We start from the raw sequence: 23,177 nt of genomic DNA, 5'->3' as shown, positions 1-23,177 counted from the left end.
AGATGATTGATATTCAAAATATTACTGTGCAATTTGCGAAAAAAACAGTGTTACATGATATTTCAATGACATTTGAGCAAGGAGAAATGATTGGACTTGTTGCACCAAATGGAACAGGAAAATCCACATTTATGAATGTGTTGATGAATTATGTAAAGCCTATGAAAGGGAAAGTAGTATTTAAAGATGGACTATGCTATTCGAATAAATCAAATGAAGTAAAAATTCATAGTTTTGTGTCGATGATGCCAGACCAAAGTGACTTGTATAATCACTTAAGCGGGCGCGAACATTTAAAAATGTTTGCAACAATGTGGCAATCCGATTTAAAACTTATAGATGAAACCATTGAAATATTGAATATGGGGCATTATGTAAATAAAAAAACAGGCACGTATTCCCTCGGTATGCGTCAGCGACTATGCTTTGCTATGCAAATAGTTACGGATACGGACATTATGATGATGGACGAGGTGATGAACGGACTTGATCCAAATAATGTGGAAATTATTTCGAAGATATTAGTAGAGAAAAAGGCGGAGGGAAAGGTTATTATCATTGCCTCACATTTACTCGATAATTTAGAGAAATATGCAGATCGAATTTTCTTGTTCAACGAAGGAAAACTAGTGGATACGAATCAAATAATAGAAGGCTTCAGTCAAGCGCATATTAAAACGATTCGCGTGAACAATATGGAGAGTGCAACTGAAAAACAACTGTCCGAGCTGTTTCCAAACATAAAGCTGCAAACACTTACAAATGGTATAACATTAATTCATTTACCAAGCTCTGAAGCCGCTTTATTAGGTTCACTTACATCTTTTTTAGTAGAGAGAAATGTAGTGGATTTTGCATTCGGAAAAGTGACACTAAATGATTTGTATTCTATGTATTATCATGAGTATAAAAATGTGACCTAGTTATTTGAATTTTATGCTAGATGATGTGGGAAGGTGTAATATTGAATGAAAACTAAAGGAAGATTTGAGTGAATGACGATAGATGTAGAACAGTATTTAAATAAGACTTTTCCTGGACTCACACTAACTCCTAGTCTTTATCAGCAATGGGATATTGGTATTCACATTGAGTTCGGGGCTGGATTTTATCAATGGAAAGATAATGGCCGTCTAAATCTAGCAAGGTTTCATTATGTATACCATCAAGCTTTGGCCGTTTTCAACGAAATTTTTTCGTATTCAGATGAGATTTTACTTGTGACAAATGTTTATCAGTATAAGCCTGCTGAAAGTAAGAAAAAGCGCATAAAGGTTTATAATCGTTATATAAAAAATAAAGAGTTAAAATACCATTTAAAACAACAAACCTTGCCGTATGTATTGGATGATGAGGATGTTTATATTTCACAATTTTCCTTAAAGTGCCGCAAACAAGATATTCACTATGTATTACTTATCCAAGCAACTTGTAATGAAGATTTCCACTTAAAGCCTAAATTTGGTACAGGCTATAGCTATCCAGATGTATTTTTTATTAATTTGACGAAAAATGTTATCTTGTTTATTTATGATGATAGAGGTTGTGAGGTCATCGCGACAAATAAAGAAACGATAAAACCTTTAGGTCTAAAATTTAGGAACTGGATAGATAATTGATATTCGCAAATGAGAGGATCGTTACACATTCTTAATAGAACAAATGGATGCAGGAATTAATCAACATTAGCTTTTATGATTTTGCATCCATTTGATATGACAAGCAGAGGGTAGGAAATAATCACTTAGTGCTTTCTACGCTGGTTTTCATTCAAAATCATGGAGTTGCTACCTGCAGCTCTTTTTTTATAGGGCATTCCTATTAAAAGTCAGCTTATCGAAAGAAAGGTTCAAAATGAATGGGAGACGACAACACTTGGCGAAAATACGGCATTTGTTTATTATTTTCTATTAAACGATACAACTGCTCAATTTTTGAAGGAGCGTAGCGACTCACTTTTTGGTTGGATTACGCCAGAATTACCAGAGGATTTAATGTTTTATGAAGATGAACAATGTTTATTAGCAGCTTGCTCGCACGAGGGTTTCTTCTGGGTGGATGAAAAGGTATGGGACCGTTTTTTATTAAGCTAAAGATATCGCTTATTTAATTATTTTGTGTAAGCAATTCTTGTTACTTAATATAATGAAAAATAAGGGGGAGTACGTTATGTTATTTATACTGTTGTTTGTCATACCAGTATTAGGAGTTTTATATTTTTTAAATTTCACTACTTTTTTGAAGAAACTAATAAATGGAAAAAATACGTATAATCAAAATGTACTAGGAGCAGTTTTAACCTTTATGCTGATCTTTACAATCATGTACTGCTTTGCTGGACTCCATTAATGGTTTAACGAGAAAATACCGAAAGAACGAATACGTAAGCAACTCCTTTAAAAGTAGTTGCTTACGTATTGTTAGTCATTCATAAATATCTCTTCTAATGAAGGTCGATTTGTTTGAATATCAAAAATGTCTGTATCAAATTTACATAAGGAATGCACAATGCTAGCAATATCGGATTCATCGCGTATTGCCACAGTAATGTGTTGATTATCCGAATAGTTAATCGTCGTCCAAGCTTCGATTTCTTCGCGAGCATGACGGTACAACGTGTCATTTTTAGGTAAGAGCTTAATAGTTGTTTCAATCGTTGTCTGAAATTGCTTTTGTAATTGATCGATGGTTCCTAGACCTGAAATAATGCCGTTTTTCATAATAGCAATCCGGCTGCATAGCTTTTCCACTTCATTTAAATTATGAGATGTCATAAAAATAGTTTTGTTTTGACTGGCTAATGTTCGTATGAATTTTTGCATCTCTAACGCAGATTCCGGGTCCATCCCCGAAGTAGGCTCATCTAGGAAAATTAAATCTGGATTTCCGACGACAGCCTGTGCTACGCCTAGCTTCTTTTTCATCCCGAACGAGAATTTTTTTGTTTTAACATGTACCGCATTCTTTAAGCCTACCTGCTCTAATAAATCTACACATTGTTGTTTAGTTACCTTGTACTTTTGTAATTTTGCAAAAAATTGAAGATGTTCCAGAGCAGTATCATTGCCATAAAACTCAGTATAGTCTGGTAGAACACCCACTTTGTGTTTCACACGATCAAGCTGATTGTTAGGTACTCCTAAAATTCGAAATTGCCCACTTGTTGGAAGAACAATCCCTGTAAGCATATTAATGAAAGTTGTTTTCCCTGCACCGTTTCTTCCTAAAAAGCCAAAGATTTCTCCCTCCTGTACTTGTAAATCGATGCCTCGTACAACTAAATGCTTGTGATAGGATTTTTTTAAATCCATTGTTTCAATTACGGTCATTACAAATCCCTCCTATGAAGACTAAGTATCGAGACTCCTACCATAATAGCTGCAAATAACAGAACAACGAGCCATCCCCATGTTCCGCCCTCAAGCATATAATGATACGGAGTCATATATTTAATGATTTTTAACCACAGTTTTTCTGAAAAAAGGCTCCATAAACCGAATGTAGGAATAGCCATACTAATTAGTAATCCAATAAACATGGACATCGATCGCTTAGGAATGAGACAGGATAGTAGCACACATAATGATACGATGTACGCTAGCATCACAAATAAGCTACCGAATGTTTTAATATAAAATTCATGAGAAAAGAATGCGATTATACTGAATGACGCTAATAAGCAAATAAACCAGTATGAAAAAATTCCTAATAATTTGCCTACAATAATAGAAGATCGGGATGTTTTGGTTACTAGGAACCGAATTGTCCTACTTTCTGTTTCTCTATTAATGGTGTCGTGAAATAACGAAAAGATAAATAAAAAGCCCATTATATAAATTAGAAATACCAGTCCACTTACATAGCCAGCCTCAGCAAATTTAATGCCAGTAAGGAGACTGCTATTTGTGACAAAATCAGATAAATAATAGGAGACGGCAATAAAAATGCCAATCGTTATAAGTGAAAAGATACTGCGAAATGATTGAATAAACTCCTTTTTCCAAATAGCAATCATAGTGGTTCCTCCATAATAGAAATATATTTTTAACACTCTCTAGAGTATAAAGGCTGATTTTTACGTAAGCCAAAACGGTAGATGACATGTTAATAAACTTTTATGAGCGCTGTTTATGTTCTGTTTATATTGGCTTTGTAGTGGAGACAAACTAGCAGTATTATTTCATTGGAAAAAACATGTTAAAATGAATTCCATGTTAGACGGGAAAGGACAGAATTTAAATATGAATTTACAAGATGTGGCCATTTTACTTGTTGATGATGAATCAGCTATTTTAGATATGCTACAAATGGTTTTAACGAAAGAGGGCTTTCGACAAATTGATCGTGCAAGTACTGCTCAAGAAGCGTTAAATGCATGTAATAAAAAGCCATACGACATGATTTTATTGGATGTCATGCTGCCAGATAGGAGTGGCTTTGATATTTGTCCATTTATTAGGGAGACAACAGATGCCCCGATTTTATTTATTACAGCAAAAAACTCAGACTTAGAAAAATTAACAGGCTTTGCGATGGGCGGGGATGATTATATTACAAAACCATTTAACCCATTAGAAATAGTCGCTCGAATGAAAGCACAACTACGTCGCGTTAAATTTTATGAGGAGGAAAGGCCACAGCACATATCTTCAAATACGTTCATTTACGATTTTGGCCGATTCCAGGTGAATGAGCGTGCAGGGGAATTAATGGTGGATGGACAAGTCATTTCTTGTCCCGCTCAGGTCTATCAATTACTACTCTTTTTTTGTAAGCATCCCAATCAGATTTTCACGAAAAGTCAGTTATATGAAGCTGTCTGGGGTGATCATAGCTTTGGGGATGATAATACGGTTACCGTACATATTGGCCGTATACGTGAGAGGATAGAAAAGGACCCGAAGGAACCTGAATTGTTATTAACCATTAGAGGGCTAGGCTATAAATTAATTCAAAAAGAGGGATTGGTATGAATCGAATTAGTCGTCGACTTGCCTTTACCTTTATTTCACAAATTGTTTTTGTATTAGTGGCTTTAGCAATAGGTACCATCATTTTTTTAGTGTATGTTGGATTACAGTTAGAAAATACACCTGAAACACAGCATATATCAAGTAGTAGCAATAGTACATTAAGGCAAATATTTTCAATTGAAAATGACCATGTGTCGTTAGATGCTAACAAAATTGCTGAAATAGAAAAGCGTGAGGAATGGCTACAAATAATCGATGCTCACGGAAATATGTTGGCCTCTTCCAAACTACCATCTGATGTTCCAACGCACTACGAACCTGGTCAATTAATAGCCTTTTGGCAAAGAAGCATCGCGTTCCCATACGAGCTCATTATTAGCCAGGAGGAGAAAGGTGGACAAACCTATTTTGTTGTAGTTGGTCAAAAACGCCCTGCACGACAGCTAGCAGAAAAACTTCCATTTGAATGGGATGGAAATCGCCTTTCTCAGCAAGGGGAGCGGCTATTGGAAGAAGCGCATGGTACGCTAGCTATTTATTCAGCGAATGGGGAGATCAGCCAACAATACGGGCATGTGAAAAATCCTGAAGCAAAACTTTCACTCGATCATTTACTTGGGGATGAGGCTGATAAACTCAGAAATAATGGCAGCCAATATATATATTTTGATGCAGATAAACAGCAAACATGGGTCATTGAAGTACCATCCGCTGCAGTAAAGGTGGAGGAAGGTAAGCAGAATACCTATTTAGGAAAAGCATTTCTTCTATATGGAGTAGCCCTTATTCTATTCATCATCGCCACAGCGTTTTGGTACGGTAAACGATTTGGGCAACCCGTTCTCTATATTGTTAACTTTATTCAACGTTTGGCGGATGGTAATTATCATGAGCAAGAGGCTAAGAAAAAAGATAGGTCACTAAATCGTCGTGGCAAGAAGAAGCGGTCCTTCCGTTTATTTCGAGAAATTAATGATTCCTTGAATGATTTGAACCAGCAGCTCAAGCAGAACGAAAAGCTTCGCAACCAAATTGAACAAACTCGCGAAGAGTGGATTGTTGGTGTCTCTCATGATTTGAAAACACCTTTATCTTCTATAAATGGTTATGCGCATGTCCTTGAATCAGCCCCCTACAATTGGTCACAAGAAGAGTTTCAGCAGATTGGGAAAACATTACGTGAAAAATCAACCTTTATGTCTGAATTAATCGATGATTTAAGCTTAACGTATCGCCTAAAAAACAATGCATTGCCCATGGTTCGTCAAACGCAAGAAGTAAACGAAGTCATTCGAAGAGCCGTTATTCATTTTATAAATGATCCGCAATTTACTTCTTATGATATTTCATTTCATGCTTCTGAAGAGCCGATATCATACCCTCTTGATATGAAATGGTTTACGCGTATTATTGATAATATGATTTCTAATGCTATTAAGCATAATCCGACAAATACGAAAATTGCTATTATTGTGCAGAAGGAAAGCGATCATTACTTCACTGTTCGTATTCAGGATAATGGTATTGGAATGGATTCCTCCACGTTAGATCAACTATTTGAACGCTACTATCGTGGTACGAATTCAGAGGAAAATACAAGTGGTTCGGGGTTGGGCATGAGCATCGCTAAACAACTAACAGTAGCCCATGGAGGGGAAATAGCTGCTTCTAGTATTCCTGAAGAAGGTACTGTGATTGTATTAAAATTTTATTCATGATGGCAGTCCTGCCTTTTATGTCCTTAAATTTGGATATAAAGGGTAGGACTTGTTTTCTGCTTGGATGTAAATTTATTTTATTAAATCCGTCACAACTTGAACAATTAAGAATAAAAAAATGATGGGTAATATAATTTGAATCCATTTTGTTTGGATGTGGGGAATAATCTTTAAGCCTAAGAAAGAGCCAGCAATTGAGCCAAGCGAAACAGGAATAGCAATACCCCAGTTGACAATGCCAGTAAAGTAAAAAAAGAGGAAAGCGCCTGTACAGCTTGATAACGAAATCATTCTTGTTAATTCCACTGCTTTTAAATAATGGAGAACAAGCATTAAGCATGCTGATTTATATAGGGCAAAGTGTAAATTGTAATAGATACAAAAGGGGAACATTAAATTTGGATGTTCCCCTTTTGTATGCTGAAAATAAATCTATGAGGTAGTAATGAATAAAAAATGAGAAATTTTGATCTAATAACTAATTTTGAGTATTTATTTAGGGAGGGAAGTCCAGTAGAAAAAGTAAGTAAACTTTGGATACAGGGGTTGGAAAGAAAATACGTGAATACATTGAATCAAAAGCAAAAAAAGTTTAAAAACGAACTATTAATCAAATAAAAAATAAAAACGTTCGTATTTTATCCTTCAAAATGCGCTTTCTCCACCGACTGGAGACCGTCCATTTTGAATTAAACACGAATATTTAATGATTATGAAGATGTTTCTAACATTCAGCGATGAAAACAGTAATTTTAACAGAAAGTATTTCAATAAATGAACTGCTTATACATTTAAAGAAATAGTTTCCATTATTGATAAATAAATGTATAATACAAAATGTCAATGGGATAGGTACTAAATAGAAGGAGGCTTAGGTATAGTTGCATTCACTTTATACACCAAGCTTAACTGGTAAGAAAGTAAGAAGGACAAAAAGCTTTAGCATACATAATTTAGTCATCGTTGCCTTTATTGGAGGTCTACTTGCCATTACGATCGTTGGGTTTATAAATGCCAACGCACTTAAACTAGAGAAGCATTACATCAGACTACTAATAGTAAGCAGTGTAATTCTCCATACGGCTACTATAATCTTTTATGTTTTCCTTCCTTTATCCGCAGAAATGGATTTGCTAATCAATCGGTTGCTGGCTGGAGTAAGTTATTTTATCTTTTGGGTGATTTTGAAAAGCCCTTATAAAGAACATTTAGTATTTGTGGGGGAAACACAATCCCTGTACTGGATAGGGATTATCTATTGTTTAATTTCCATCATTATAGATGGTTTTCTTAGAAATAGTGTCCTAGCTAATTAGGGAAGGAATTTATGTGCATGAACAGTGAAAAAGAAAATACACCTATGGCTCTTATTGAACACTATTTTGCGATTGGAAGATACACAAATGTTATTTCCTTAGTGAAACAACGGATGGCTGAAGATATGGAAAATAAGGAATTATGGTATATGTTAGCTGTCAGTCATTATTCCATAGGTCAATATGAAGAAGCATTTGAGCCATTTCTTAAAGCATTTCAGTTAGGATATGATAAGGGCGTCATTTACTATTTTTTAGGTAGCATCTATATGGCAACGGAACAGTGGCAAAAAGCAGAAGAATCTTTTTTGGAAGCATTACATAATAATCCAAATGATGCGTTTGTTTATTCAGCGTATGCTATTTTGATGAAAATGACAGGTCATAGAAAAAAAGGCAGTTTATTAGTAGAAAAAGCTCTAGTATTGGATCCTAACAGCACAGCCGTTTTATACCACTATTCACTTACTGAAATGGCTGCAAAAAGGGAAAAGCACAATACTGCACTAGCTCTTTATATGAATTCAACGGATAGTGAGTTTGCAAAGTTAATTCATCTTGGCTGGAGTGCTGCCTTTAATAATCGATTTAAGGAAGCTAAAGAATATTATCGACAAGCTTTTCTTATAAAGCCTGAGGATAAAAGAATTTTATCGAACTTAGAGGAATTGGAAATTAAAACTCACCCGCTTTTGCTTCCTTATCGTATAGTAGAGCGAATAGGTGGCATTGGGTTTGTATTCATGACGTGGCTTATACTTTGTCTTCTTCTTGACAAGCTTATTTCCAATGATAACTTTGTCAATCACCTTCTTCGCTTTTCTATTTTTTTCACACTTTACTATTTTATATCTATTCCCATTGTAAAAGGCTTAAGAAAATGGAAGAGCCCTAAATAAGGAAGGAAAAAATTAAAAAGGAGACAACTAAGGAATAATGGAACATATTTATCAACCTAGTATACTAAACGAAAATGAGGATCGAACACGAAGTTATGTTGTAAACAATTTATTTTTCGTCGCTTTTTTTGGTGGAATTATTGCCATTGTAGCATTAGGTATGCAAAATGCTATGTGGTTAAAGCTTGAAAAAAAATATATCCGAATACTAACGATTCTTAGTGGTTTACTAATTATAGGAAAACTAATCATGGTTTATGCCATTGGACAAGGAATCTTAGCGATTGATGAAAACCACATTAAGATTTTTGGACGAATTATTGCAGTGGCGGGATATTTTATTTTTTTCGCCTTTTTAAATAGGCCCTATAAAGAACATCGATTTGTGCGTGGACGAAATGAGTCCTTATGGAAGCGAGGGTTTCTAGCTTGTATAATTGCTGGGTTTATAGAATATCTCGCTATGGCATTCTTATTAGCACTTTAAAAAGGAGCTTTATTACAGAATGGTTAACTATGAAGATACTGAAGTAAATGAAAATTATGAAGAGTCATCATTTGAAGTAATAGAATATTATTATAAAATAGAGAAGTATGCACGAACCATTGAACTTGTCCAAGAGAAGTTGGATGAACATATTGAAAACGGTCGATTATGGTTTATATTGGGTTCTAGTCATTTGGCTATGGAAGAATATGATCAATCTGAAGAGCAATTGAAGGAAGCCCTGCGTTTAGGGTATAGTGAAGAATTTGTTTACTCTACTCTTGGACATGTTTATTTGAAAACAGAGCGTTGGAAAAAGGCTGAGGAAGCTTATCTCGAATCATTACGATTTAATCCAAACAATGAAGGGGTCCTAGCTGACTATGCCTTTCTGATGAAAATAATGGGTCATAGAAAAAAAGCAAGACAATTAATCAATAAAGCGCGAGAACTGGCTCCTGAAAATGGTTATGTAATAAAGATACATTTTATTTTAGAGGGGATAAGTAGTCCTAAAAAACAGCGAGTACTCGCATTGGAACAATATATGAACTCAAATGATAGTGAATTACACAAACTGGTAAATTTAGGTTATTACGCATTAGATCATAAAAAAGAAAAGGAAGCACAAGAATACTTTAGACAGGCCTTTTTGCTTAATCCTGAGAATAAAAGTATATTATCTTTTTTAGAGTTTTTTGAATTAGGGGGTTTTGAATTGGGACACCCACTCTTAGCACCTAATCGCCTCATTGAACGTGTGGGCGGCCCTGCTGTTGCCTGGTTGATTGGAATTGTCATTTACTTTTCATTAATAGTTCTAGAATTTAATAGCGCAGCAATTCTATTTATACAAAGCTTCTTTGTATTCCTACTATATACATGGATTTCACTTCCTCTTGTAAAATTAATAAAAATATGGAGAAACAAAAATGGATAAAATAAAATGGTTACAACAAATGGTAGATCAAAATGCTAATGATCCACAAGGGTATTTATGGCTTGGCAAAGAACTAGCTGATCAGCATCGTTGGCTTGAAGCGGTTCAAACTTATTCATTGGGTCTTTCTTTTTGCTCAGACGATGAGCTACGAAATGACATCATTCAGGAATTAACAAAGGCTAGTTTACAAATTCAACACTCTCCGAAGGATGCTAGCCCAGTTGGAATTGAAGATGAAGACAAGACTGAATTAGCTATCGTAGATAAGTGTCTAGACACAGTAACAGAGGTGGAACTGGATAATCAAGATAACATTCCTGACATACAGTTAGAAGATAGAAAAGTAAAAAACCTTGAACCGAAGTTTAGGGTGATTGATGGAGATGCACCTAAAAAGGCTATAAAAAAAATCGATGAAATAGTCACTTTTGCGGATGTTGCTGGTCTTGAGGATTTAAAGAAAACGATTAACTTACGCATTATTAGTCCATTTTATAACAAGGGATTGTTTGCAAAGTTCCGTAAAAAAGTTGGGGGTGGCGTTCTTCTTTATGGACCACCTGGCTGTGGGAAAACCTATATCGCTAAAGCGACAGCGGGAGAATGTAAGGCTAATTTTTATCCCGTTCATATTACAGATATCTTAGACCCTTATATAGGAGTAAGTGAACAGAATTTAAAAGCTATATTCGATAAGGCTCGCTTCCAAAAGCCTAGCATTATGTTTTTTGATGAAGTAGATACTATTGGCATGAGTCGTTCACAAACGTCCTCCCATGTTCGTGGCATAATCGATACGTTTCTAACCGAGATGGAAGGTGTGGATACAAACAATGATGAGGTTCTGGTGATGGCTGCTACCAATACACCATGGGATGTTGATAGCGCTCTAAAAAGACCTGGTAGATTTGATCGGCTCATCTTTGTAGCGCCACCAGATGAAAAAGCAAGAGAGCAAATTTTTAATTTGAAATTAAAGGGAAGATTTGTTGAAAATGTTGATACAGCCGTATTAGCAGCCAAAACGCCATTTTTCTCAGGTGCTGATATAGCTAATGTAGTGGAATTAGCTACTGAATATGTGCTAGAAGAAATATTACTTTCAGGTAATGAAAGACCCATTACTACCGACGACTTAGTAAGGGCACTACATGAACTTCAGCCTTCTACATTAGATTGGCTTCGTACAGCAAAAAATTATGTTAAATACGCAAATCAATCAGGGTTGTATAATGACGTAGAAAAATATCTTCGAGCACATGCACGAAATATATAAAATGGCTATCTCCAAATATCGATAGCAAAACATGAAGAAAACCTTTTAAACATTCAAAGTTTAGAAGGTTTACTTTTTTACATGGTACTTTATATAAATAGGTAGTTACTTTAATCGCATATCTTTGGGCATGAGCATTGATAAACAACAAACAGTAGCCCATGGTGGATAGTACTCCCGGAGAGGGTACTGTAATTGTATTTTTAAATTTTATTCTTGATGGCGTTTAATTAATTCCTCAAGAAAGGAGAAAGAATGCAAAAGCCAACAACTAATATAAGGTCTTATTTCTGTGTATTTGGAGATGATTTTCCACTAGAGGAATTCACACAAAAAATAGGAATTACACCAACAGAAACACGTACAAAAGGTGAACTCTATACAATTGGAAAAACACAACACGAAAGTTATACTACATCGTGGACTTACGAATTAGATGATCAACTAACAAGCGATCCTACATTACAAATTTATGAACTAATAGATATTTTCACGAATAAGGTAAACATTATCAATCATTTTAAAAAGAAATATAATTTAAAATGTAAAATAGCGGTTATCCTTGTCTTTCCTGAAACTTCCGGTCTTTTCATAAATCAAAAACTTATTAAATTTGCTTATGACACCAACTCAGAATACGATATTGATATTTATCGTGATGAAATATAAATTGCAAAAAGTAAAAAGCCTTTTATTTCGTACTACAAACAGAACTTATAAAAGCAGGTATTAATGACGGAGGTAAATATGAAAACACACTATTATTTAGGTTGGTTTAATGATTTTTTTCCAGAGAATCTAGTCAGGGTGTTACAGGAGGATATAACTGATAGAAAATCGCTTGCTATGATTAGCTCGAATCCACTTTTATATGAAGATAATGGTACCACTGAACGTTCGTGGCTTGACCAGGCCGGTATTATATTTGAAGACTATCATTTAATTAATGATTACGTACAGAAGGAAGATGCCCAAACCATAATTCAAAATGCGTCAGCTATTTTCTTGTTAGGTGGAGATACTCTTAAACAGAATCGATTTTTGATAGACTATGAATTGTCAGATTTGATTAAAAAAAGCAGGGCTGTTGTAATGGGGGCAAGTGCTGGAGCCATCAATATGTCCACTAAGTGGCTATGCTCAAAAAACTTTGGCTATCCAGTTGAAAAAAGCACTTTATACGATGGAATCGGTCTTGACAATTTTTCCATCCTGTCACATTTTGATCTTGAAAATAACATGGAGTTGGTGCAAGACGAGCTGTCTGCTTTATCGGAAGAAATAAATATTTATGCGTCGAACAAGGATTGCGCTGTACGTGTAAAGGGAGGTAACATCGACATTTTAGGTAATGTCTATTTAATGTCCCACTCCAAAATTCAGAAATTGGATGAGACGCTCTAGCTGTGGTGAAATTATGCAAAGTTAAAGCGTGTTTGGATCAAACTTATTTCCAAAACACGCTCTTTTCTTTTATATATATCAATTTGATCAAACCTTAGCAACAAAAAGTTTAAGCTTTATCATGAAGTGTACTTTTTGTTCGAGATGGGTCTAGAAATAAATTGTGGAGAGTTATAGTAGTACCACATTGATATGATTGGTAATGGTTTGAGGTACCTGCTTTGACTTTAAAATGGCTGTTTCCACCAAAAATAAAACTTCTCTAAATGCGCAAAAAGCGAAGCATTTAGAGAAGCTTATTCTCTTTAAAAATTAAATACTAAAAATTCAGTAATTTAATTATATAGTGCTCTTTATACAAATATTATCCCCTCAATGGAAACAACTGCTGCTCCTGCTACTTCAATAACAGCGGTCTCGGCATCAGGTGTAATCGTTACATAAAGAATCCCTGGTCTATTGATCGTATGTCCTTGACCAATCATTAATTGATGTCTTTCTTGTTGAGCTAGTATATTCTCAAGATATAAATAACCGCCTAATGCACCGTTTGCCGCACCTGTAACTGGATCTTCATCAATTCCTATATTGGGGCAAAAATCTCTTGTGTAAATATCAAATTGCCCATTTGTGTCAAAGGTAAAGAGGTGAGTGGTTGAAATGTTAAAATCATTGTTCATCTTTTTAAGCTCGTTTAAGTTAGGCTCTGCTTGGTCAATTGCTTGACGGGTCTTCACTGGAACCATCAGATGTGGGACACCTGTATTCGCTATTTTTATTGGATATCTATCATCAATTTCTGTTTCATGTATACCTACAAGATTCGCAACGACTGCTGGGCTAATGTCGATACTTTTTACATGGGGACGTACTTGAGTCATAGATACTCGCGTTAATTGATTATTTTCCATCAGCCATTTTACGGGAATTAGGCCAATATTGGATTCAAAGACTATTTTATCGTCCTTATCAATCCAATTGTACTTAGTAGCCATTAACCATGCTGTACCTAATGTGGCATGACCGCAAAAATCAACCTCTTTGGTTGGTGTAAAATACCTTATTTTATAATTGGCATCAGCATTCGATGTCGGTAAAAGAAAGGCCGTCTCCGAAAGGTTTAATTCATTCGCTATTTTTTGCATGTCCTCGTCTGTTAAGTTTTCAGCATTCGGTATAACGCCTGCCGGATTCCCTCCAAAAGTTTCTGTTGTGAAAGCATCTACATAAAAGAACTCTATCTTTTTAGTCATGGCGATCTCCTCCTTTATTCTAAGATTATTGTATTATGATAGAATTAATAAGTAAAATTCATGTTTTTGATCATCAACATGAGGAAGTCGAATGGAAAGATTAATCGTATATGGGGGTATATTGTGAACCTGTTGCAAATAGAAATATTCGTCAAAGTAGTCGATATGGGAAACTTCACAAGAGCAGGTGAAGTATTGGCGATGACACAGTCTGGAATCAGTCATAATATCGCTTCTTTAGAGTCAGAACTAGGTATTACACTTTTGAATAGAGGAAGAAATGGAATCTCATTAACAGATAGTGGAGAACGTATTATAAAACATATGAGAAATATCCTAACCGAAGCCGAAAGCATTAAACAAGAAACCGCTTCAATTTTAGGTATCCAAAATGGAAAAATAAACATTGGTAGCTTTTCAAGTTTCTCATCAAAAGTGTTGCCTACTATCATATCAAGGTTTAGAGGAGAATTTAAGGGAATTGAAATAAACTTTTATGAGGGTAGCTATGATCAAATAACGCGTTGGGTAGAAGAGGGGAAAGTGGATATAGGTTTCACGTCCTTAAGTAACCCCTTGGATCATTTGGAGACAATTCCTATATTAAGCGATAGATTAGTCCTCACATTACCAATTCATCATCATCTTGCAATAAATGGACAAGTAAAAGTGGAGGATCTTCAAGGCGAGGCTTTTATTATGCCCAAGCTAGGATGTGAGGTAGGTGTTATGAAATTTTTAAAGGAACAAGAAGTTTCCCCAAACATCCAGTTTAATGTGGAAGATAATCAAACTATTATTGCTATGGTACGGGAAGGATTAGGCATTACCATCATGCCAGAGCTAGCTTTACCCTATAATTTACAAGGTACCCTTGTAAAACCTATCTTTCCCGAACCTTCCCGTGAAATAAGCATTATTACTCGATCAAAGAAACAATCTCTTCCCGCTGTCAAAGCGTTTATAAAAACAACAATTGATTGTATGAAGGATTTACAGCTTTAAAATGAATTTTGAAGCGAAGAGGCAGAGAGCATGTTTTGATTCATTTGTTTCAAAGCATGCTCTTTATAATTGTTCTCATCCTAAACTTATTTAGTAAAGGACACGCCATAAATAAAAGGTGGCGTAGGATTCCCAGTTTTTCCATGGTATCGATAATTCCAAGATCTCATCTTTCGTCGGCTTTCGATTCATATTTTGTAATAGTTTTATCGAATTAATAAGACCCACATCATCGATTGGAAAGGCTGTCTGGAACCTAAGGCAGCGCATTAAAACATAATTGGCTGTCCAAGGGCCTATTCCTCGTATTTTAATTAAGCTTTTTTCAGCATCTTTAAAATCCATTTTCATTAATTTTTCCCTCGACAATTCTCCACTTGCCATTAATTTCGCAATGCCAATGATATATTCACTTTTTTTCACCGTCATTTTAATATCTGCCAGGTCTGAGGGTGTTAACTGTGCAATTCTTTCGTACGATGGGAACACCCAATATTTTTTACCATTCCATTCGATGAAATCGCCAAATTTTTCAACAAATTGCCTCTTTAAGGTGTACGCGAAGGCTAAGTTAATCTGTTGGCCTAATACTCCCCAGCATAAAGCTTCAAATAAATCAGGAATGCCAATTACTCGTAATCCATAGAAGTTTCGGGCAGGTACTTTAAGTAAAGGATCTGCTTTTGCCATTTCATAAAAGGGTGTTAAATCATTATTAAGATCAAACCACTCATCAATAAATTTGACAATTTCTTCGCATTTCCGCCTTTCAATAGGGCTAGATTCATTTAAGAATTGAACAATCATTTGTTTATTATTAATGACGTTTATCTGTACTAAGGACCGAATTTCACCGATAGTTATCACTTTTGTAATGCTATCGCTCTCTATTTCATACATGCATTCATTCTGTTCTCTTGATAGATAGCCTAGATTGGCATTCATGTTGAACTGTTCAGGTAGGGTAATGACAATACTATTCTTGACTTCATGCCATATCATTTTTTCATTCTCCTTTACAAAATACATTGATGTCATTTTTACTTTATCACATCATCATCTTTAGTAATTTTGTTATCTTGCTATTACATTCTAAACACCTTATTTTTTTCGATTGATGAGGTTATAGTGTAAATTATCAAGAATGCTAAATAGGAGGGATAATATGATACAGGACATAAAGACACGTGTCGAAAGTCTAGATTGGGAGTCCATTCAAAATGAATTAGATGAGCAAGGTTTTGCAAAGCTTCCAGCAATTTTAACAAAAGAAGAATGTGAATTTTTCATGGAAATGTATGGGAAGGAAGAGTCCTACAGAACGACCATCAATATGACGAGATATCGCTTTGGAAATGGGGAATACAAATATTTTTCGTATCCATTACCCGACATCCTCCAACATTTAAGAGAGTCTTTTTATTTAGAATTAGCGAAAACAGCTAATCGCTGGCTGAGCTATTTAAAGAAAACAGAGCAGTATCCAGAACAGCTTCAAGATTTTTTGAACACCTGTGAGGAGTTTAATCAAACGAGACCGACACCTTTACTATTAAAGTATCAAACAGGCGGATTTAATTGTTTGCATCAAGATTTATATGGCGATCTATTTTTTCCGTTTCAAGTAGTGTTTGTATTAAATCAACGTGAGAAAGACTTTTCCGGTGGAGAATCTTTATTAGTAGAACAAATCCCACGTGCTCAAAGCAGGGGACATGTCATTACGTTAGAGCAAGGCAGTGCACTTATTTTTCCAACTAACCACAGACCTGTTCTCGGTAAAAAGGGCTATTATAAAAATACAGTACGGCACGGTGTAAGCACGGTTATTTCGGGAGAACGATATGGTCTTGGAATCATTTTTCACGATTCTAAATAAACATTAAATTTCAATATTTTGCTATTCCATTCTTTGAAATGTCCATTTTGAATGGATAGGGAGTATATTATAAGTTGAGGTGAGAAAATGCCAAATAGAATGGATCACGGCCACAAAGAGAGCTATACTCAAAGACATTCGAATGATGTAGAACTGATAACAGAAGAGAAATGGCAAGCCATTATAAATAATGATATAGCGTACAATAATCAATTTTTTTACGCTGTGAAGTCAACAGGGATATTTTGTAAGCCTTCTTGTAAATCACGCGTTCCGAAAAAAGAAAATGTATGCATATTTCAAAACGCAGAACAAGCTCTCCGTGCAAATTTTCGCCCTTGTAAACGGTGCAAGCCTACTAATGAAAATCTGCCTGATAGCGAGTGGGTTAATTTAATTACAGAGTATATTGATAAAAATTTCACAGAGAAACTAACGCTAGAATCGTTAGCAAGCATTTGTCATGGAAGTCCGTATCATATGCAGCGAACATTTAAAAAAATTAAGGGTATTACGCCAGTTGAGTATATACAGCAAGTAAGAGTGCACGCAGCTAAAAAGTATTTGATTCAGACAAATAAAGCGATTGGAGATATCGCTATTTGTGTGGGGGTGGCTAATACGCCTTATTTTATTACATTATTTAAAAAGAAAACGGGGCAGACCCCAGCGCAATTTCGTCAAATGAGGAAGATGGAGGAACAGGACAATGGAAAAATTGAATAAGCCAACCCTTTACTGGTCTTTACTAAAGTTTAAAGATTGGAGCTTCTATATAGCGTCAACGTCAAAAGGTCTTGTGTTTATAGGTTCACAGAACAAGCCATTCGATGAATTAGTCGAATGGGCGACGAAACACTTTCCAGGAAGTCCACTTGTTGAAAATACTGAAAAACTTGAGCCCTTTGTCGTTGAAATCACACAGTATCTAGACGGAAGACGGAAATCCTTTACGATTCCATTTGAGTACGTAGGTACACCATTCCAGCAAGCAGTCTGGCAGGCACTTTGTGATATTCCTTATGGACAGACGAAATCTTATTCCGATATTGCACATGATATTAATAAACCAGCAGCTGTTCGGGCAGTTGGAGCGGCTATCGGGGCTAATCCAGTATTAATTACGGTGCCATGCCATCGCGTAATAGGAAAAAATGGCTCATTAACTGGCTATCGAGGCGGGTTAGAAATGAAAACATGGCTACTTAATCTGGAAAAGCGAGCTTCATTAAACATTGAGTAATCTAATTATTGCTGTACAACGATTGGAGATGCCTTCATGAGTAGTGAATTATTCTATAAAAATCCAAAAACCATTCTGAATAAAGGGACTGGCTTCCTATCCGGATATACGCATTCACTTAATCCTTATACAGGCTGTTCATTTGGGTGTTCCTATTGCTATGTACGTGAAATGCCAGTATCTCTATTTCGGGAAGGAGAATGGGGAAATTGGGTAGATGTAAAAAATGGAGCTGCACATTTACTAAAAAAAGAACTTCATCGCGCCAAAGCTAAAGGAAATGTAACCATTTTTATGTCATCAAGTACAGATCCATATCAACCAATAGAGCAAAAGGAAAAGGTGACACGATCTCTACTAGAAGTTATGGTAGAAGATCCACCTGACTTCTTATTAATACAGACTAGAAGCCCACTGGTAAGTCGAGATATCGATTTGCTGCAACAATTGAAGGACAAAGTTCGAGTAAGTATGACGATTGAAACCGATTCCGAAACGATACGAAAACATTTCACTCCAAAGGCACCTCCAATCCAGGCGCGTTTTATAACATTGGAAAAATTAGCAGCTGCAGGCATACCAACCCAAGTTGCTATAGCTCCCATATTACCAAGTGGGGACCATTTTCCGTTGAAACTAAAGCCATATGTCGATCGGATCTGTATCGATGACTATTTCATGGGCGATGGCAGTGGTGGTAAACGCACACGAAAACTTGGTATTGAAAAGAAATATGCTCAACTTGGTTTAGAGGAATGGTACGGACCACATGTTCTTAAAAATGTATATAGCCGATTTATTGAAGTATTTCCTGAAAATCAAGTGTATGTAAGCCAAGCTGGGTTTGAGCCTTAAAAAGGCAGTATTTGGAGCGATGCAAAGAGATTTGAGAACCAAATAATCATGCCATTGAAGGTTTTATCAAGGGTGCATTATTTTATTAGAGTTTCAACTGTAAGAGCGAATTATTTAATGGAATGATGAATTGAAACTATGGGTACTATTAATTAAATAATTAATAAGTATGTAAAGTAAAGATGTACATCTGTAAATAAAAAACGTTGGGTAACAACAAGCAGGTATAAATAACTTGCTTGTTGTCTTTTTATGAAATTTATTTTAACAGATAAAATTTTATAAACGTGTGGGGTCATTGGTTATACATATAAAATTTTGTTTATAAGCCTTTAATACGCTAATTTTTTCAATTTCGTCTCATTATTATTAGTATACTTTTCAATGAAACACAACTTCCTATAATTTATATTATGTAAACTAAAATTATTTGGCGTGGAGGAGGCTTTGATTCATCAACTACCCATAATATCTGTACTTGTATATGGACAAGAACTTTTAGACATTTTATTATGGACAGATGAAAACTCATAAAGTTTAAATTACTCTGTGTAAATGGTCACTTAAAGCAAATTAATAAGACACAAAAGTGTTGGTTTGGAATAAAGTTTGATTAAAAGTTTGTTGCAATCGTTGATTTTATAATAGAAGAAACCCACGCATTTTGAAAAAAGTTTGATCAAAATGCGTGGGTTTTATTTAAATGCGAAGTTATTTTTATCAAACTATATTACAAATAATCGAACTTTATTATAAATGATCAATCTTTTTTACAAACTACAACTCTTTTTTCTTCCATCATTGGGATATTATTTTATTTAAGAAACAATTTTTCTCTCTTTACGAACAAATTCACATGTGCCCAAAAACCTAAAAATGAATTTAAGCTTCTGTATATTGTCCAATCTTTCTGAATTTCTCATAGCGATCTTCAATTAATTGTTCGCCATTTAGGGAATTCAATGCTTTTAGTGTGATCTTTATACATTCTTTTATATAAAACGCTTGCTTCGCAACATTGCGGTGTGCTCCACCAGTTATTTCAGGGATTATTCCATCAATAACGTCAAGCTCTTTTAAGTCAGGTGCTGTTATACGCATTGCTTCTGCTGCTTGCTTCCCTAGGCTACCATCTCGCCATAAAATCGATGCAGCCCCTTCAGGCGAGATAACCGAATACGTTGAGTTTTCTAACATAAAGACTCGATTAGCTACGCCTAATGCAATTGCACCACCACTTCCGCCTTCCCCAATAACAATACTAATAACTGGTACTGTTAGAATCGCCATTTCAGCAAGAGTTCTGGCAATGGCTTCACTTGGGCCGCGTTCCTCGGCTGCCTTTCCTGGATAGGCACCTTTCGTATCAATAAAACAAATAATTGGGCGCTTAAATTTCTCAGCCTGCTTCATTAAACGTAATGCTTTACGATATCCTTCAGGGTGGGGCATACCAAAATTCCGCCGAATATTTTCTTTAGTTGAATTTCCGCGCTGGTGTCCAACAATTGTTACAGGCAGTCCTTCAAAGAGAGCAATTCCTCCAAGAATAGCTGCATCATCACCAAATGTGCGATCTCCATGTAACTCAATAAAGTTTTCACACATAGCTTCTATATATTGTGAAGTTGTTGGTCTTTCTGGATGTCTAGCAACCTGTACACGATCCCATGGCTTCATATTGGCATAAATAGATTGTTCTAGCTGTGTTAGACGTGTTTCAAGCTTTTCGATTTCGCCTGTCATGTCTACATCTGCCTTTGTAGCAATCGTTTTTAATTCATCAATTTTTTCTCGTAATTGTATTACTGGTTCTTCAAAAGCTAAATTTTTAGACATGTTGCACACCGCCTTTTGTATGCATTTTTACAAGTATTGCTACTTGGTTTCGTAAATCCTTCCTATGGAAAACTGCATCAAGCTGACCATGCTCTAGTAAAAACTCTGATTTTTGGAAATCACTTGGTAATTTTTCTCTTAATGTTTCTTCAATGACACGGCGACCAGCAAAGCCAATCAATGCTTGTGGTTCCGCAATATTAATATCTCCAACAGAGGCAAAGCTTGCTGAAACGCCACCGTATGTAGGATGCGTCATGATCGAAATAAATAATAGTCCTTCTTCACTATGACGTTTTAATGCCACACTCGTTTTTACCATTTGCATTAATGATAGAATACCTTCTTGCATGCGTGCTCCACCGCTAGCAGTAAAAATAATAACCGGTACACGTAATTCAATAGCTTTTTCAACGGCACGTGTGATTTTTTCTCCTACAACGGAGCCCATTGAGCCCATACGGAAATGAGAATCCATAATGGCTACAACAATTTCTTCTCCATCAAGAGTTCCTAACCCAGTCAGTACAGCTTCGCTTAATCTCGTTTGTTGTTTAGCCACTGAAATTTTTTCTACATAATCAGGGAAATTAAGTGGATTACTTGTTTGTAAATGATCATCCATTGAAACAAATGAACCTTCATCTAAGAAATATGCTACGCGCTCCTGTGCAGTCATTTTGAAATGATGGTCGCATTTTGTACACACTTTATGATTTTTTTCTAATTCCTTTGTTAACTGAATGTGACGGCATTCTGGACATTTTGTCATAAATCCTTCTGGAAATCCCTTTTCCTGTCCGTCCTCTTTCTTTTTACTAAATAAGCTACGTATTGCCATGTTTGACTCCCCCTTTGTTGTCTAAATGAATTGTTCAGCATTCATCCACTATTCGTAAGCTTTTAATGCTTCTTTTTCATAGCCAAGCTGCTGCATCGATGTCAACATAGTTTGAATAATTAATTTTGCTTCTTCTGTTGAGTTTCGATTTAAACGGTCACCGGCATAAACTACTAACTGAAACCAGACTTTTAGTGAAAGACGATTTCCTGACGTGATGATTATTTCTCGTAAAACATCCTGACAATTAATCGTACTTTCTATCTCTAGCTTTACAAAAAACTGCCCCACACTAGTAGTGTTTACAGAGTCTCTGTACAACTTATAACGCGAATGGCTTCTAATTATAAACATCGACAATATTTCTACGAGCTAATGCTTTTGTAGAAGCTAGAAACGTACCTTCCCCATGTCTCGTTTCAATAAGACCTAATAACTCTAAACTTCGCAATGCCTCTCTCACAGAGGATCGCCCGACACCTAGACGTTCTGAAAGGACTCTTTCGGAAGGTAACTTTTCACCAGCCTGTATTTTTTCTATTTTAATAAGTTGGCGTAATTGTTGGCGATATCTAAAAACACATTCTTTTGTTCGGATTTTTTATCCATACGATCAACTTCTCGGTCAATCTATTCGCCTTGAAATAATTTTTGCTGTCGCTTTCCTTTCGCGCAGATAAACAATGCATCCAAAGGCTTTATCTTCATTCAGTAGGTGTTTGGATACCTACTATAAAGAAACTAAATCCAGCACCTTCAGATGATGGCGTCTCTTACTGAATGAATCCAAAAGTGGTCTGGCCACTTTTGAAGTTGGCTTTATCTTACAAAATAATTATTTGAAAGTAAAGAAAAAACTGCATAAAAATTTATGCAGTTTCTAAAATTCCCTTCAATTTCATATTCTTTTCGTCGTTTGTGTATGTTTTACCTTCACTTGGTGTCTACCAAAGCGCTGTTCAAGCGTTCTCTCAATGTAAAGCAATTCATCTTCTAGTAAAAGCTCTTGAACAAGAGGAAAAACTTGCGGGAATAAGGTTACAGAAACCGTTCCAAACTCATCCTGAAGCATGTAAACGGCGACCTACAAGGAAAGCACGTACCTGGCTCAAATTTCCATTTGGTAACGTTATCAGGTTTATTTATGTATACGTTATAAATCCTTGTTTAACTATTATCTCTACACGATGCTTCTAAAATTAGGACGAGGTTAAAAAAGAAGAAAGAGTGTTACGATAGTAACCCT

At 35.6% G+C, this 23,177-nt stretch carries 27 protein-coding genes and 1 pseudogene; 18 read left to right on the top strand and 10 right to left on the bottom strand.

Annotation, left to right across the window (positions count from 1 at the left end; genetic code table 11):
- The first annotated feature begins 2 nt into the window (after nt 1-2).
- The 4 genes from KVT27_RS08820 to KVT27_RS08805 all read left to right on the top strand — a co-directional run bounded on the left by KVT27_RS08820 (nt 3) and on the right by KVT27_RS08805 (nt 2,349).
- Complete coding sequence (locus KVT27_RS08820) at nt 3-923, top strand: ABC transporter ATP-binding protein (RefSeq protein WP_150907415.1); 921 nt, start codon at nt 3-5, stop codon at nt 921-923.
- 72 nt (nt 924-995) lie between these two features.
- Nucleotides 996-1,619 (top strand): DUF3885 domain-containing protein, encoded by a 624-nt coding sequence (locus KVT27_RS08815; protein ID WP_254636073.1) that lies wholly within the window; start codon nt 996-998, stop codon nt 1,617-1,619.
- A gap of 315 nt (nt 1,620-1,934) precedes the next feature.
- Entirely contained in the window at nt 1,935-2,093 is a 159-nt protein-coding gene (locus tag KVT27_RS26645; RefSeq protein ID WP_225316171.1) for a hypothetical protein, read from the top strand.
- A gap of 76 nt (nt 2,094-2,169) precedes the next feature.
- Complete coding sequence (locus KVT27_RS08805; RefSeq protein WP_036125974.1) at nt 2,170-2,349, top strand: hypothetical protein; 180 nt, start codon at nt 2,170-2,172, stop codon at nt 2,347-2,349.
- A 71-nt stretch (nt 2,350-2,420) separates the two neighbouring features.
- Here the strand turns inward: KVT27_RS08805 and KVT27_RS08800 are convergent, their stop codons facing one another.
- Both KVT27_RS08800 and KVT27_RS08795 read right to left on the bottom strand, forming a co-directional pair.
- Nucleotides 2,421-3,329 (bottom strand): ABC transporter ATP-binding protein, encoded by a 909-nt coding sequence (locus KVT27_RS08800; RefSeq protein ID WP_217581161.1) that lies wholly within the window; start codon nt 3,327-3,329, stop codon nt 2,421-2,423.
- On the bottom strand, nt 3,329-4,015 hold the full coding sequence (locus tag KVT27_RS08795; RefSeq protein ID WP_036125970.1) for an ABC transporter permease: 687 nt from the start codon (nt 4,013-4,015) through the stop codon (nt 3,329-3,331). The genes KVT27_RS08800 and KVT27_RS08795 overlap by 1 nt, the downstream gene beginning before the upstream one ends.
- A gap of 226 nt (nt 4,016-4,241) precedes the next feature.
- On the opposite strand from KVT27_RS08795, the gene KVT27_RS08790 reads away from it, so the two are divergent.
- Together KVT27_RS08790 and KVT27_RS08785 are read left to right on the top strand one after the other, a co-directional pair.
- Nucleotides 4,242-4,973 carry a response regulator transcription factor gene (locus tag KVT27_RS08790; protein ID WP_036149513.1) on the top strand — a complete coding sequence of 244 codons (732 nt, stop codon included), beginning with the start codon at nt 4,242-4,244 and terminating at the stop codon, nt 4,971-4,973.
- The gene (locus tag KVT27_RS08785; RefSeq protein ID WP_217581160.1) at nt 4,970-6,691 is read left to right on the top strand and encodes a sensor histidine kinase; all 1,722 of its coding nucleotides are present in this window, start codon (nt 4,970-4,972) and stop codon (nt 6,689-6,691) included. The genes KVT27_RS08790 and KVT27_RS08785 overlap by 4 nt, the downstream gene beginning before the upstream one ends.
- Before the next feature lie 72 nt (nt 6,692-6,763).
- Here KVT27_RS08785 and KVT27_RS08780 read toward each other — a convergent pair whose 3' ends face one another.
- Entirely contained in the window at nt 6,764-7,024 is a 261-nt protein-coding gene (locus KVT27_RS08780) for a TSUP family transporter (protein ID WP_369009661.1), read from the bottom strand.
- Between the two features lie 548 nt (nt 7,025-7,572).
- Between KVT27_RS08780 and KVT27_RS08775 the strand changes: the two genes are divergently transcribed.
- The 7 genes from KVT27_RS08775 (at nt 7,573) to KVT27_RS08745 (ending at nt 13,016) form a co-directional block, all read left to right on the top strand.
- Nucleotides 7,573-8,007, top strand: a complete 435-nt coding sequence (locus tag KVT27_RS08775) for a hypothetical protein (protein ID WP_217581158.1) — start codon at nt 7,573-7,575, stop codon at nt 8,005-8,007.
- Nucleotides 8,008-8,024: 17 nt separating this feature from the next.
- Nucleotides 8,025-8,906: a tetratricopeptide repeat protein gene (locus KVT27_RS08770; RefSeq protein ID WP_208706061.1), complete on the top strand. Its 882-nt coding sequence runs from the start codon at nt 8,025-8,027 to the stop codon at nt 8,904-8,906.
- Between the two features lie 37 nt (nt 8,907-8,943).
- Complete coding sequence (locus KVT27_RS08765; protein ID WP_217581157.1) at nt 8,944-9,393, top strand: hypothetical protein; 450 nt, start codon at nt 8,944-8,946, stop codon at nt 9,391-9,393.
- A 19-nt stretch (nt 9,394-9,412) separates the two neighbouring features.
- Nucleotides 9,413-10,333, top strand: a complete 921-nt coding sequence (locus KVT27_RS08760) for a tetratricopeptide repeat protein (RefSeq protein WP_217581156.1) — start codon at nt 9,413-9,415, stop codon at nt 10,331-10,333.
- Complete coding sequence (locus KVT27_RS08755; RefSeq protein ID WP_217581155.1) at nt 10,326-11,612, top strand: ATP-binding protein; 1,287 nt, start codon at nt 10,326-10,328, stop codon at nt 11,610-11,612. The genes KVT27_RS08760 and KVT27_RS08755 overlap by 8 nt, the downstream gene beginning before the upstream one ends.
- 255 nt (nt 11,613-11,867) lie before the next feature.
- Nucleotides 11,868-12,281 (top strand): DUF4279 domain-containing protein, encoded by a 414-nt coding sequence (locus tag KVT27_RS08750; protein ID WP_036148416.1) that lies wholly within the window; start codon nt 11,868-11,870, stop codon nt 12,279-12,281.
- A gap of 78 nt (nt 12,282-12,359) precedes the next feature.
- Nucleotides 12,360-13,016, top strand: a complete 657-nt coding sequence (locus KVT27_RS08745; protein WP_217581154.1) for a Type 1 glutamine amidotransferase-like domain-containing protein — start codon at nt 12,360-12,362, stop codon at nt 13,014-13,016.
- 353 nt (nt 13,017-13,369) lie between these two features.
- Here KVT27_RS08745 and KVT27_RS08740 read toward each other — a convergent pair whose 3' ends face one another.
- Nucleotides 13,370-14,269 (bottom strand): PhzF family phenazine biosynthesis protein, encoded by a 900-nt coding sequence (locus KVT27_RS08740; protein ID WP_036148411.1) that lies wholly within the window; start codon nt 14,267-14,269, stop codon nt 13,370-13,372.
- Between the two features lie 123 nt (nt 14,270-14,392).
- Here KVT27_RS08740 and KVT27_RS08735 point away from each other — a divergent pair, with 123 nt between their 5' ends.
- Nucleotides 14,393-15,274 (top strand): LysR family transcriptional regulator, encoded by an 882-nt coding sequence (locus KVT27_RS08735; RefSeq protein ID WP_036148408.1) that lies wholly within the window; start codon nt 14,393-14,395, stop codon nt 15,272-15,274.
- A gap of 90 nt (nt 15,275-15,364) precedes the next feature.
- Here the strand turns inward: KVT27_RS08735 and KVT27_RS08730 are convergent, their stop codons facing one another.
- A complete protein-coding gene (locus KVT27_RS08730) occupies nt 15,365-16,276 on the bottom strand; it encodes a DNA glycosylase (RefSeq protein ID WP_036125964.1) in 912 nt (303 codons plus the stop codon).
- A 163-nt stretch (nt 16,277-16,439) separates the two neighbouring features.
- Here KVT27_RS08730 and KVT27_RS08725 point away from each other — a divergent pair, with 163 nt between their 5' ends.
- From KVT27_RS08725 to KVT27_RS08710, 4 genes are all read left to right on the top strand, one after another.
- A complete protein-coding gene (locus tag KVT27_RS08725; protein ID WP_036125961.1) occupies nt 16,440-17,153 on the top strand; it encodes a 2OG-Fe(II) oxygenase in 714 nt (237 codons plus the stop codon).
- Nucleotides 17,154-17,240: 87 nt separating this feature from the next.
- Entirely contained in the window at nt 17,241-17,879 is a 639-nt protein-coding gene (locus KVT27_RS08720; RefSeq protein WP_036125959.1) for a bifunctional transcriptional activator/DNA repair enzyme AdaA, read from the top strand.
- Nucleotides 17,863-18,396, top strand: coding sequence for a methylated-DNA--[protein]-cysteine S-methyltransferase (gene adaB / locus KVT27_RS08715; RefSeq protein WP_217581153.1), 534 nt, complete (start codon nt 17,863-17,865; stop codon nt 18,394-18,396). The genes KVT27_RS08720 and adaB overlap by 17 nt, the downstream gene beginning before the upstream one ends.
- Nucleotides 18,397-18,432: 36 nt before the next feature.
- Nucleotides 18,433-19,251, top strand: coding sequence for an SPL family radical SAM protein (locus KVT27_RS08710; protein ID WP_217581152.1), 819 nt, complete (start codon nt 18,433-18,435; stop codon nt 19,249-19,251).
- An 882-nt stretch (nt 19,252-20,133) separates the two neighbouring features.
- Here the strand turns inward: KVT27_RS08710 and KVT27_RS08705 are convergent.
- The 5 genes and pseudogenes from KVT27_RS08705 to KVT27_RS08690 all read right to left on the bottom strand — a co-directional run bounded on the left by KVT27_RS08705 (nt 20,134) and on the right by KVT27_RS08690 (nt 23,003).
- Nucleotides 20,134-21,090 carry an acetyl-CoA carboxylase carboxyltransferase subunit alpha gene (locus KVT27_RS08705; RefSeq protein ID WP_217581151.1) on the bottom strand — a complete coding sequence of 319 codons (957 nt, stop codon included), beginning with the start codon at nt 21,088-21,090 and terminating at the stop codon, nt 20,134-20,136.
- Nucleotides 21,083-21,931 carry an acetyl-CoA carboxylase, carboxyltransferase subunit beta gene (gene accD / locus KVT27_RS08700; RefSeq protein ID WP_217581150.1) on the bottom strand — a complete coding sequence of 283 codons (849 nt, stop codon included), beginning with the start codon at nt 21,929-21,931 and terminating at the stop codon, nt 21,083-21,085. The genes KVT27_RS08705 and accD overlap by 8 nt, the downstream gene beginning before the upstream one ends.
- A 48-nt stretch (nt 21,932-21,979) precedes the next feature.
- A complete protein-coding gene (locus KVT27_RS27520) occupies nt 21,980-22,222 on the bottom strand; it encodes a hypothetical protein (protein ID WP_483307967.1) in 243 nt (80 codons plus the stop codon).
- Nucleotides 22,223-22,385: 163 nt separating this feature from the next.
- Nucleotides 22,386-22,463 (bottom strand): annotated as a pseudogene (locus KVT27_RS27515) (GntR family transcriptional regulator); the annotation flags it as partial.
- 366 nt (nt 22,464-22,829) lie between these two features.
- Nucleotides 22,830-23,003 (bottom strand): hypothetical protein, encoded by a 174-nt coding sequence (locus KVT27_RS08690; RefSeq protein WP_191967699.1) that lies wholly within the window; start codon nt 23,001-23,003, stop codon nt 22,830-22,832.
- Nucleotides 23,004-23,177: the final 174 nt, after the last annotated feature.

Origin of the sequence: Lysinibacillus sp. GbtcB16 (genome assembly GCF_019091145.1) — a bacterium.
Taxonomy (GTDB): domain Bacteria; phylum Bacillota; class Bacilli; order Bacillales_A; family Planococcaceae; genus Lysinibacillus; species Lysinibacillus fusiformis.
This window is presented reverse-complemented; position numbering and strand designations above follow the sequence as displayed.